At 40.8% G+C, this 12,926-nt stretch carries 6 protein-coding genes; all 6 read left to right on the top strand.

From position 1 onward, the window contains the following. Window positions 1–11 precede the first annotated feature (11 nt). The 6 genes from H4J54_RS11665 to mutS all read left to right on the top strand — a co-directional run bounded on the left by H4J54_RS11665 (window position 12) and on the right by mutS (window position 12,703). Window positions 12–1,997, top strand: coding sequence for a (Fe-S)-binding protein (locus tag H4J54_RS11665; RefSeq protein WP_182191038.1), 1,986 nt, complete (start codon window positions 12–14; stop codon window positions 1,995–1,997). Then, window positions 1,994–3,256, top strand: coding sequence for an electron transfer flavoprotein subunit alpha/FixB family protein (locus tag H4J54_RS11660; protein ID WP_182191037.1), 1,263 nt, complete (start codon window positions 1,994–1,996; stop codon window positions 3,254–3,256). Before H4J54_RS11665 ends, H4J54_RS11660 begins: the two co-directional genes overlap by 4 nt. After that, window positions 3,243–4,034, top strand: a complete 792-nt coding sequence (locus H4J54_RS11655) for an electron transfer flavoprotein subunit beta (protein WP_182191036.1) — start codon at window positions 3,243–3,245, stop codon at window positions 4,032–4,034. Before H4J54_RS11660 ends, H4J54_RS11655 begins: the two co-directional genes overlap by 14 nt. A 733-nt stretch (window positions 4,035–4,767) precedes the next feature. Continuing rightward, on the top strand, window positions 4,768–7,422 hold the full coding sequence (locus H4J54_RS11650) for a TonB-dependent receptor (RefSeq protein WP_182191035.1): 2,655 nt from the start codon (window positions 4,768–4,770) through the stop codon (window positions 7,420–7,422). Between the two features lie 120 nt (window positions 7,423–7,542). Next, on the top strand, window positions 7,543–9,546 hold the full coding sequence (locus tag H4J54_RS11645; protein ID WP_182191034.1) for a tetratricopeptide repeat-containing sulfotransferase family protein: 2,004 nt from the start codon (window positions 7,543–7,545) through the stop codon (window positions 9,544–9,546). Between the two features lie 601 nt (window positions 9,547–10,147). Further along, window positions 10,148–12,703 (top strand): DNA mismatch repair protein MutS, encoded by a 2,556-nt coding sequence (gene mutS / locus H4J54_RS11640; protein ID WP_182191033.1) that lies wholly within the window; start codon window positions 10,148–10,150, stop codon window positions 12,701–12,703. The last annotated feature ends 223 nt before the right edge of the window (window positions 12,704–12,926 follow it).

Here is a 12,926-nt window from a genome sequence, read left to right as displayed (position 1 = left end):
TAGGTCTTGTTATGTCATCATCCGAATTTCTCTCCCAATTTTTGTTTACCCTTATTTCGTTTGCCTTATTGCTAACGTTAGTCGGTGCAGTTAAGCGTATGTTGCTGTGGTCACAGGGACAATCATCAAGGATACACTGGCTTGGATTATTACAGATCCCTCGTCGTTACTTGGTTGACTTACATCATGTCGTTGCCCGTGATAAATATATGTCCAATACCCACGTCGCTACCGCGGGTGGTTTTGTGTTGTCTTCGATATTAATCGTACTGCTTTATGTCTTTCAGCTAAAGCTACAGATATTGACTTGGGCATTACTTGGTTCTTCGTTATTAATGTTTGTTGGCAGCATATTTGTCATGATCAGACGTCGTCATCCCGCGCCTAATTTATCATTGGGTCAATGGCAACGATTACCCAAGAGTTTGATGGTTTTTTCATTAAGCTTTTTTATCCTTACCCTACCAGCAACGGGAATATTGCCTACTGATACCGGCGGTTGGTTACTTGTGCTGTTGCTAGTTGCGGGTATTATCTGGGGGATTGGCGAAATGTTTTTCGGCATGACTTGGGGCGGACCGATGAAGCATGCTTTTGCGGGTGCTTTGCATTTAGGTTTACATAGACGTCAAGCACGTTTTGGCGGCGGCCAGTCAACGGGATTAAAAGCGATAGATTTAAGCTCGAAGAAACTTGGCGTAGAAAAACCAATTGACTTTAAATGGAATCAATTATTAAGTTTTGATGCTTGTGTTGAATGTGGACGTTGTGAGAATAACTGCCCAGCATTGGCAGCGGGGCAACCGCTAAATCCGAAAAAACTGATCCAGGACATGGTCATTGGTATGGCCGGCGGTGATGACGCAAAATTTTCAGGCACTCCGTATCCCGGTATTAAAGTGGGCACACATAAAGGTGGTGCGATCATTCCTATTGTTAATATGTTGGTGGAAAGCGATACCTTGTGGTCATGTACTACTTGTCGTGCCTGCGTTGATGCTTGTCCTATGATGATTGAACATGTTGATGCGATTGTCGATATGCGACGTTTTGAAACCATGGAGAAAGGGCAAACTCCGGGCAAAGGTAGTGAGATTTTAGAGAACCTGAGCGCAACAGATAACCCTAATGGTTTTGCTCCGAGTACTCGGATGAACTGGGCGGCGGATCAAAACCTTACCGTGTTTGGTCACAATGCAGAAAAGCAGGAAGTCACTCAGGCTGATGTACTTTTATGGGTTGGTGACGCGGCTTTTGATATGCGTAATCAACGCACTCTACGGGCAATGATTAAATTATTACGCGCTGCTAAGGTTAATTTTGCTGTCTTAGGAGATGCTGAATTTGACAGTGGTGACTTGGCTAGACGTTTGGGCGATGAAGCGACATTTCAGCGCTTAGCCAACAGTAATATTAGTACCATGAATAAATACCGCTTTAATACTATCGTTACTGCCGATCCGCATGCCTTTCATTGTATTAAGAATGAATATGGTGAGTTTGGCGGCAACTATAACGTTATGCACCATACCGGATTTTTTGCCGAGTTAGTGCGTCAACAGAAAATTAAATTAGATAACAGTAAAGAACTGGCACTGACCTATCACGACCCTTGTTATTTAGGTCGTTATAACGGTGAGTATGATGCTCCTCGCTTCTTGTTAGAAAGTATGGGCATCAAAATAAAAGAAATGGAACGCAGTAAATCAACCGCTCGCTGTTGTGGTGGTGGGGGTGGTGCACCGGTTACCGATATTCCAGGTAAACAACGTATTCCTGATATGCGTATGGCGGATGTTATTGAGACTAAGGCTGAAATTGTTGCTGTCGCCTGTCCAGGGTGTAGTGCGATGCTTGAAGGTGTGGTTGAACCAAGACCTGAAGTGAAAGATATCGCTGAGTTAATGTTAGATGCACTCATTGAAGATACGGGCGAAGGTGTAGTCGAAGATAAGAGCGAAGTTGTCGTTGAAAGCATGGTGGGAGGTGCAGTATGAGTGAATTATTCCGCCGAGACCCAAGAGCGCAATGGATAGCACGTAATCGTCTACATCCCATGCATCAAACATTAGTTATTGGACCTGTATTTGGCCCTTCAGGATTACTGCGTAAAAACCTGCATCTCATAGGTTTTATTGGTCCTAGTGGTTTGAAACGTATCGACCGTTCTGGCGTATCTAACGATAGTGAGCAAGGCTCACGTCGTTCATCTACTGCAAGTGAAGTGATATTACCATTGCATCAAGTACTAGATCCTGCATTTTATATTGTGGTGGTACTTGACTTAGTTTCAGGACGTTTAAACGGCCATGACAAGGATACGCTGGGTCTGGCGCAGCAATTAGCGAATCGGAACTGTGGTAATGATAATGGCGGTGGCGCAGTAGTTGCCATTGCCTTTGGTGAGCTAAAAGATGACTCGTTTGATAAAGCAGGCGTTGATCGTTTAATCCACATTAACGATAAGCAATATGACCATTATAATCCTGAACAACGATGTAATGATCTTCAAAGCATTATTGCTGAGTTAGATCCACAACACATCTTGTTGCCAGATAGCATTAATGGTGGTGGAGATTTAGGTCGTCGCTTGGCCGCTGCATTACAACAACGACCTGCGTGTGGTGTGTGGAAACTAAATGACGACACTGTTATTTGTCGTGGTAGTGCCGGCAAGAGAGATATAACCCGCCCTTTAAGCAAGTTATTGTTGGTGATGGAAGAATGTAGCGAACCCATCAGTGAAACGCGACATGAGAATATCTTAATGTCGCAACAGCCAAGCCCTGTAACTATCGGAAAACTGTTTGATCAAGGCAATATGAGTGTTGATCCCAATGCAATTCCTCTGGCGGAAGCTGGTTTTATTCTCTCCGGTGGTAATGGTATTAACGACTGGAAACAATTTCATCACACGGCACGTGTGTTGGGTGCTACTGAAGCTGCTAGCCGGGTCGCTGTTGATGATGGCAATATGCCACGTGAGCGACAGGTGGGTGCCACTGGTACTTGGGTAACAGCGCAAGTTTATATTGCAGTCGGCATATCAGGGGCTATCCAGCACATGCAGGGTATTGGTCAATGTGACAAAGTCGTGGCGATAAATACTGATGAGGGTTGTGACATGATTAAACGTGCCGACATAAGTGCCATTGGCGACAGTACTGACATATTAGCTCGATTGGTTGAACTCGTTGAGCAAAGAAAGCAGGCCAAGCAAACAAATAATAAAGAGGCGACAAATGAGCAACAATAACTTGTCGGTGATATCGTTAGTTTCTATTGGTGAACATCCAACGTCACGTCGACCAAGGCGTGCCGAGCAAGACGCTAGAGCGATAGAATTAGGACTTAAACTCGTTGGTGATAATCTACAAACCTTGCACGCTGGAGAATTTTCTGACGATCCTAGCCAACAAACGGCATTGCGAAGTTATTTAGGTATGGGGCTTGCGGAGATAAATCTGTTAGAAATGCCAGAAAATGCAGACGCCTTTCTGGTGATTGCTGAGTATTTAGAGCAGCAAAAAGCTGATATTATTTTGACGGGTGTCCGCGCTGAAAATGGCGAATCCTCGGGTATGTTGCCTTACTTATTGGCAGAGCAACTTGGTATAGCAATGGTTACTTCGATTGCCGATATTTTATCTATCGATGAAGTCAATAAACAAGCGGAAGTCTTACAAGCTTTACCGCGTGGCCAGCGTCGTAAACTCAAGGTTAAATTACCCTTTATCGCCAGTGTTGATATGGCTGCTGCACTGCCAAGACAAAGTGCTTTTGGCCCAGCGATGCGTGGTCAATTTGAAGCGACATTGGCTGGTAGTTTCGCTGATGAAGAATCTTCAGGTTGGCAAACAGCCGAGGCCAAAAAACGTCCGAAACGCCTTAAAATAATCAAAGCAAAAACCGCAGCAGACCGCTTTAAAGCCGCCACGGCAAAAGCATCTGGCGGAAAAGGTAAAGTGGTACATGGTGTGGAAGAGTCGGCACAAGCAATTTTAGATTTACTGATAGAAGAAGGCTTGGTGTAGTTAATCCACTTAGATTGAGACTAGGTTGATTAATAAATTGATCAACCTAGTCTCAATGCCGTAATCACTTTATATTCATCATATATCCTGAAAAACTCATAGAAAATTTACTGATATTTACTCATATTTATCATAGTTGTAGAATTCATTGTGCGTATTTCTGCTGTTTTTGGCTTGAACCAAATTGTTAGCCACGGATTTGGGCTATTTCTCTTTGCCGCTTTAGTGCCGTTAATGCGAGAGTATATTGGAGTCTTGGGAACAAAATAAATTGATCTCTTCAGTACAACGTATTGTAATAATGATGGAGTCAGAGTCTTATGATATTGAGAATGTGGAATGAAAAAGCTTAGAGGCAAGGCATTGATTGATAATGATTATTTTTTATCGTTACTCCTGTACCCCCCTAATTTAGCTCATCCATGTGACTCCCCTATAGGTATTAAAATAGTTAAATACCATCACAACCGCCCCCTCCCCTGGTGATAAAGGAAAAGTAGTACCTGACGTAGAAGAATCAGCACAAGCGGTTCTAGCTTCACTGATAGAAGAGCGGGTTATGTCAAGTTAAAATACCGGCAACTAACTTATCAATAAACTGATTTTAACGACGGTAATTGTTTGTTTAATGTCGCAAAGCGTTAGTTATACCTTCAGCTAAGGCTTTACACTTAAAGCGGTTATAAAATGTTCAACAACATAAACATAATAATAAAAACCAAGGGGAATACATATGAAACTTACTAAACTGCATTGTGCTGTTTTAACAGCTCTAGCAGCATCAGGCTCTCTCTATGCCGAAGAAGCTAAAAAGCATGAAAAAGCAAAAATTGAAGTCATTGAAGTTACCGCCACTAAACGCGTAGAATCCATTCAAGAAGTACCGGTTACCGTCACAGCATTAACAGGCGATAGTTTAGAAAAACTTGGTGTTGCTAATTTTGGTGAGTATGTAGAGTTTTTACCCAACGTAGTTTTTCAGGGCACAGGCCCTGGGCAAAATGAAATATATATTCGCGGTGCAGCTACCACACAAACCAATATTGCGGTTTCATCTGTGCAAGCATTACAACCCTCTGTTGCCTTTTATTTAGACGAGCAACCCGTATCAATGCAAGGACGTAATTTAGATATTTACGCGACCGATGTTGAACGGGTAGAGGTTTTACCTGGGCCACAAGGCACACTTTTTGGTGCTAGCTCTCAATCAGGTACCGTACGCTTAATAACCAACAAGCCAACCCATGACGGTTTTGCTGCAGGTTTTGATACTAGCACAAGTACTACCAAAGGCGGCGACATGAGTAACTCTGTTGAAGCTTATTTCAATATGTCTTTAACTGATTCACTTGCTGTACGCGTTGCCACCTACAACGACCACCAAGGTGGGTGGATAGATAATATATTAAACGTACCCGGTCAAGGTGGCTATAGCGGTAGTGCCGTCGTTATTAGTCGAGTGTCTGGTGGTGCATTAACAAATCCTGAAAATGTCTCTAGTATTGCCCCAAAAAATGATGATTTAGTGGAAGATAACTTTAATACGGCGAATTATGCTGGTGCACGCTTTGGTTTATCTTATTTAATCAATAATGATTGGGATCTTTTAGTTCAACATACCCAACAATCACTCGATACTGAAGGGGTGTTTGCTTATGATCCTAACCTTGAGGGTGAATCATCAACTAACCGTTTTGTGCCAGAAAACAACAATGATGACTTTGGCTTAACCACATGGACATTATCAGGTCGGCTTGAGCATCTAGAACTCGTTTATACGGGTGGTTATCTCGATAGAGATATCAATTCAACCATTGATTACACAGGGTATACCAATGGGGGTTCATTTGCTGCCTATTATGCTTGTAACTACGCTGGTACTCCAGAAACACAAGAGTGTGTTGACCCAACTAAATATTATAAAGAACAAACGAGCACATCACGTATCACTCATGAGTTTCGTGTAAACACCTCTGCTGAAAACCGCTGGCGTGTCACTGCTGGTGTTTTTTATGATTCTCAAGAATTATCAACGGTTGGCCAATTCCAATTAGGTAATACCGATTTACCTTACTTTACTAATTTGCAAAAAACGCTTGCCGGTAATGACGGTATTAACAGTAATGGCGGACCTTTTTCTTCTGAAGTTAGCTTCGTTAATGATATCACCCACACCATAGATCAAGTTGCCGTATTTGGTCAGTTGGAATTTGATATCACCGATACAGTCAAAGCAAGTTTTGGTGCCCGTTGGTATCAAATTGATGACATTTTTAAAGGTGCTACAACAACGGTTGATGTAAGTGGCCGACTACAGGCCTTTGGTGATGGTAGTGATGCAGCCTTAACCGAGTTTTTTGGTGCAGAAGAAGCGGCATCAATTCAAGCAGCAATTGCCAGTGGTCAGTTAGAAACTAGCTTACTAGATAGTGATGGTACCTTAACGGTAGATGATACTATTATTAAAGCATCACTTGATTGGAAAATAGCAAAAGATGTGATGGTATTTGCTTCATACTCAGAAGGCTTTAGACCGCCTGTTACTAACCGAGTTGGTGGTGGTAAGTCTACAAGTCAAGAAGGTGCCTTTGATGGTTTTCGTATTCCAGTTTACTCCACCACAGATAGTTTAGATAACGTTGAGTTAGGCTTTAAATCAACATTGTTTAATCAAACATTACGCATTAATGCTACCGCCTATTATTCAAAAATATCGGATTTGCAAACATCACGGTTTGACCCAACCAATATCAGTTTCTTAGTCTTTACTGATAACGTAGGCGATGCTGAAATTAAAGGTATTGATGGGGACTTTACCTGGGTAGCAACTGATAATTTGATAATTTCTGGTGCGTTTAGCTTTATTGATACCGAACTAACGTCAGTCAATGACGAACTTGCTGGAATTGCACCTGCTGTCGGAGGTCGATTACCTTACTCAGCGAAGTTTTCAGGTAATTTACAAGCCGAATATTTCTATCCAATTGATAAAGATATAACGGGTTATATTAACGCTTCAATCAGTTATACCGGGGAAAGGCTGGCGGGTATGACGATGGATGCTTATGTGGTAGAAGATGCCTCTAATTTAATCTATGGCACTGGTTCAGGTTTAAGTATCCAACAAGAAGCTGACGTTTATTCCGGTGTGAATTATCAAGACAGGAACGGTGAAACATTCGCCGGTGGTCGTTATGTGCAAGATAGTTACATATTGGCAAATTTAAGTTTCGGCATAACGAATGAACAATGGAAAGCTGAACTATTCATCGATAATCTAACCGATGAAAGTGCTATCCTATATACTGATACGCAACAGTTTACACCTAAAGTTGTTAGTAATAGGCCTCGTACCATTGGCTTTAGATTTTCGTATGATTATTATTAAATTTTATACCAAATAAAAATCTACAAAGCCAATCTATGCCGCTTGATGTTTGTATCAAGCGGCTTTTTATTGATAAAGTAAAGTGTTCCCCATTCGCTAACCTCTCATGGAGCCAAGTCGTTGAATAATATATCCTCAATTGAAGTGCAATTAAAATCAATTCAGCAATTGATTCAAACGACAAAATTCAATGACGCCATTGAACAAAGCGAGCAGTTATTAAAGCAAACTTCTGAACAACAACCGAAAATTCAGCTATGGTATTTAATTGCCGTAGCCCAACGTTATAACAAAGACTTTTCCAAAGCATTAACTAGTCTTAACGCATTACTTAAACTTGATGAAAAACATAGCCGAGCCTATCAAGAGCAAGGACATATCAATCTTGCCTTGCGTCAGCCAACACAAGCTAAGTTATCATTTGAAAATGCGGTAAAAGGTAACCCAAGTTTAGTCGCTAGTTGGCAAGAACTCATTGAACTTTATCGTGCAAATAAACAACAAAAAAAACTGCAAATTGCTGCAAATCAATTAGCTAAACTAAAAAAACTACCGCCTGCCCTACTGGCTGTCACTGAATTAATGCACGAAGGAAAACTATTAAAAGCAGAGCAAATTTGCCGACATTTTTTACAAAATAATAAACGTCATATTGATGGCATGTGTTTGCTCGCTGAAATAGGTATTGAGCTAAAAGTTTATGACGACGCTGAATTTTTACTTGCCAGCGCACTTGAGTTAGATCCCAGTCACATTCATGCCCGTTCTCAATACCTCAACCTACTTATTCGTTTAGGTAAATACAAAGCCGCAGAACAGCAAGTTCAAAAATTGCTAGTTGAACAACCTGACAATTTAAGCTTTAAAATAGCCAAAGCCAGTGTGATCAATGGATTAGGAGAAACAGAACAAGCCATTGCTTTATTTGAACAAGTTATAGCACAAGACAATAAAACGCCTGGTTTTCAATTGCAGCTGGGGCATGCACTTAAAGCGAAGGGCGACATCATCAAAGCCGTTGCCGCTTACCAAAAAGCGTATCAATTAAACCCAAGCTATGGTGATGCTTTTTGGAGCTTAGCGAATACGAAAACGTATCGTTTTAGCGATGAAGAAATCACCAAAATGCAAGCACAGCTAGAAAATAAAAACTTAGCAATAACAGATAAAGTTCAGCTACATTTTGCGACAGGTAAAGCCTTTGAAGACAGAAAAGAGTACAACCAAGCTTTTCAGGCTTATCAACAAGGAAATGCATTACAGCATGAACACAATGGTTTTGACATCAACAAAATAGAACAACAAGTAGCAGAGCAAATAATATATTGTACTGCCGAATTATTTGAAATCCGTGGCCATTTAGGCTTCAACTCACCCGATCCTATTTTTATTGTCGGCCTGCCGCGATCTGGCTCTACCTTACTAGAGCAAATACTTGCCTCGCACAGCCAAGTTGACGGCACCATGGAACTGCATAATATATTAGGTTTAGCTTCACGTTTACGAGGTCGTAACCACTCTCAAAATGCTAACCAAAGTGATAAAGAAAACCAATACCCTAAAAATTTAAGCACAATTAATCAAGATTACTTTAAACGTTTTGGTCAACAATATATTGATGAAACGCGTGACTATCGAGAGCAAGCACCATTATTTATTGATAAAATGCCCAATAACTTTTTGCATATAGGTTTGATTAGATTAATTCTGCCAAATGCCAAAATTATTGATGCAAGACGCTCACCGATGGCTTGTTGCTTTAGTGGTTTTAAGCAGTTATTTGCCGAAGGGCAAGACTTTAGCTACAACCTTGAAGACATTGGTCGTTATTACCAAGCTTATCTAAAATTAATGACACATTGGAATGACGTATTGCCAGGCTTTGTTTTAACAGTGAATCATGAAGATGTCGTTGATAACTTGGAAAAGCAAGTGCGAAGAATACTTGATTTTTGTGGTTTAGAGTTTGAACAATCGTGTCTTGACTTTCATAAAACCAAACGCAATATTAAAACACCAAGCTCTGAGCAAGTTCGTCAACCCATATACAAAAGCGCTATAGAACAATGGCAGCATTTTGAAGAGCATTTGACACCATTGAAAAAAGCGCTAAAAATAGATTAAGTTTACATATTGATGCACATGAAACGGTATAAAGTAGGGTTAAAGATTCTAAGGCGCTTTCGCCCCTAGAGCGAGTTAGAGCTAACCGTCACTTTTGCTACAAAACGGCCTAAAATCTTAGGCCAATATACTTCAAGCTTACATCCAATATTTCCAGAGATACCGGGCATAAGTATTTCCTCTAATAAATATGATTATTAGAGGAAACGAAATTATGCGGGGATTTACCAATTTTTATTTGGCAAAGTTTATGGCTTGTAGGACTTTTATAAAAATAAAAAAATTTAGCACCAATTTCAACATATGAAACTCGTAAACCTTCATTTTCATCCACATCAGAAAGAACTTTATCCCCTGATTTCATGGCAGCTATAGCACTAAGTTTTTAATATCCGTATGATTGCATTTATAACTGAGAATGTTAGTAAACTAGCAGATCTGGTGTAGGTTTTTTTATGGACAAATTAGACACTAAAAAATCTACACTTATTGATGGGAACACATGAAATGAATTGAAATTTCAGTTTTTTTCACTAGATTACAACAGACACAAAAACAGTCACACAGGTGGCTATACAGAATAAAAAAGTGTAATAAAATCATGCAAGATCTATCCAAACACACACCTATGATGCGTCAGTACATGACTATTAAAGCGGAATTCCCTAATATTTTAATTTTTTATCGCATGGGGGATTTTTATGAACTGTTTTTTGATGATGCTAAAAAGGCATCTGATTTACTTGATATATCATTAACTGCACGTGGAAAAACTGGCGGTAATGCTATCCCAATGGCTGGCGTGCCTTATCATGCGGTGGAAGGCTATTTAGCTAAGTTAGTCAAATTAGGTGAATCAGTCGCTATTTGTGAACAAATTGGCGATCCAGCGACTAGCAAAGGCCCGGTAGAGCGAAAGGTTGTACGCGTGGTTACGCCTGGCACAGTGAGTGATGAAGCCTTGCTTAGCGACCGACAAGACAATTTGATTGTTGCTGTTCATCAAACACTTCAAGGTTTTGGCCTCGCTTATTTAGATATGACCAGTGGCCGTTTTGTGCTGGTTGAGCCTAAAACTGAAGAGCAAGTTCAAGCCGAGCTTCAACGTTTATCACCGGCAGAATTGTTATATCCCGAATCATTAGTCGCCACTAGCATTATTGCTGGTCGCAAAGGTTTGCGTCGACGCCCCGATTGGGAGTTTGATTTAGACACCAGTAAAACCTTACTCAATAAACAATTTGGTACTCAGTCATTGTCGGGCTTCGGCGTTGAAGATAAACCTTTAGGTATAGCTGCTGCAGGTTGTTTATTTCAATATGTTAAAGATAGTCAGCGTAGTGCACTACCGCATATTAGAGCCATCATTGGTGAAAGCTCATCGACTGCCGTTATCCTTGACGCTGCCACTCGCCGTAATTTGGAATTAACCCAAAACCTGCAAGGGGGTAATGAAAATACCCTAGCAGCAATTCTTGATAAAGCCGCTACTCCCATGGGTTCTAGATTACTAAAGCGTTGGTTACACTTTCCATTGCGCGAGCTAAATACGCTAAATAATCGTCAAAATGCGATCGAAGAAATATTACAACAAGACTTACCGTTTGAACTCAACGCTAACTTAAAGCAATTTGGTGACATTGAACGTATTGTTTCCCGTATTGCTTTGCGATCAGCTCGCCCGCGCGACTTTGCACGTTTACGCAATGCCTTAATGCATTTACCTGATTTGCAAACACTTATGATTAGCTGTACTCAACCGCATTTAGCGGCATTAGTTGAACAGTGTCAGCCTATACCGGCAACACAAGCACTATTAGAAAGAGCTATTGTGGAAAACCCACCGGTATTAATTCGTGACGGTGGCGTTATCGCTCCAGGTTATAACGACGAATTAGATGTACTACGAGATTTAAGCGATGGTGCAACCGAGTTTTTAGCGCAACTTGAAGCACGCGAAAAAGAACGTACCGGCATTCAATCACTCAAAGTTGGCTATAATAGAGTCCATGGTTTCTATATAGAAATGAGTCGCACCTCTGCCATTGATGTACCTGATGATTATATTCGTCGACAAACCTTAAAAAATAACGAACGCTTTATTACTAACGAATTAAAGCAACATGAAGAGAAAGTGCTCTCCGCGCAAAGTAAATTTCTTGCCCTTGAAAAGCGCTTGTATGAAGCGTTATTTGAGCAAATATTACCTGAGTTAGAAAAATTGCAGCTCCTTGCGCAATCGCTATCTGAAATTGATGTCTTAAATACTTTTGCCGAACGGGCCGAAAGCTTAAATTATGTTAAACCTATACTGCAAGAAGCCAGCGGTATTAATATCGAAGCTGGACGTCATGCTGTTGTAGAACAAATGACCGCTGAGCCCTTTATTGCTAATCCAGTAGTGCTAAACAGCAGCCGAGAAATGCTGATTATTACTGGCCCTAACATGGGCGGTAAATCTACCTATATGCGCCAAACAGCGTTAATTGTACTACTGGCGCATATTGGCTGTTATGTACCAGCAAGTGCCGCCCAAATAGGCATGGTAGATAGAATTTTCACCCGTATTGGCGCTTCTGATGACTTAGCCAGTGGTCGTTCAACTTTTATGGTAGAAATGACAGAAACCGCTAACATTTTGCATAATGCCACCAACAAAAGTTTAGTATTGTTAGATGAAATTGGTCGAGGTACTAGTACCTACGACGGTTTATCACTGGCTTGGGCCTGTGCTGAAATGTTAGCGATAAAGACGAAAGCTTTCACGCTTTTTGCTAGCCATTATTTTGAGTTAACCTTACTGGCTGAACAAATTGATACTTTAGCAAATGTTCATCTAGACGCTGTTGAACATGGTGACAGCATTGTCTTTATGCACACAGTGCAAGAAGGTGCTGCAAGTAAGAGTTTTGGTTTACAGGTGGCGCAACTTGCTGGCGTGCCAAAAAGTGTCATTGTGCGGGCAAAACAACGTTTAGCTGAACTTGAAAATATGCAAGCACCTTCGGTGATGAGTGCTGTTCCCCAAGCCTTTGAACAACTGTCTTTCTTGGATAGCCAACACCCCGTTGTTGAACAGCTAAGTACAATAGAGGTGAATGACTTGAGCCCTAAAATGGCCTTAGATTTATTATATAAATTAAAAGAATTAATTTAAATAGAGGATTGTTTTACATTAGTATACCTATGCAGCCCGCACAGATTAAAGTGTAGATCAGCTTTAATCTGTGCGGGCTGACAGTATCAATGCCGACCTAGAAGAACGACTACCCAACCCTATATTGTCACCCGTGACAATATAGGATTTAATCTTGGACTTTAATTCATCCGGCAAAATACCCACCTACAAAAAATATCTGCTGCTGATATTTGTTGACCCA

This window comes from Colwellia sp. MB3u-8 (genome assembly GCF_014076985.1).
Lineage (GTDB): Bacteria > Pseudomonadota > Gammaproteobacteria > Enterobacterales > Alteromonadaceae > Cognaticolwellia.
This window is presented reverse-complemented; position numbering and strand designations above follow the sequence as displayed.

Excerpts from the sequence above, each read along its gene's own strand:
- H4J54_RS11665 (WP_182191038.1), top strand. The coding sequence starts at position 12 with ATGTCATCATCCGAATTTCTCTCCCAATTTTTGTTTACCCTTATTTCG.
- H4J54_RS11660 (WP_182191037.1), top strand. The coding sequence starts at position 1,994 with ATGAGTGAATTATTCCGCCGAGACCCAAGAGCGCAATGGATAGCACGT.
- H4J54_RS11655 (WP_182191036.1), top strand. The coding sequence starts at position 3,243 with ATGAGCAACAATAACTTGTCGGTGATATCGTTAGTTTCTATTGGTGAA.
- H4J54_RS11650 (WP_182191035.1), top strand. The coding sequence starts at position 4,768 with ATGAAACTTACTAAACTGCATTGTGCTGTTTTAACAGCTCTAGCAGCA.
- mutS (WP_182191033.1), top strand. The coding sequence starts at position 10,148 with ATGCAAGATCTATCCAAACACACACCTATGATGCGTCAGTACATGACT.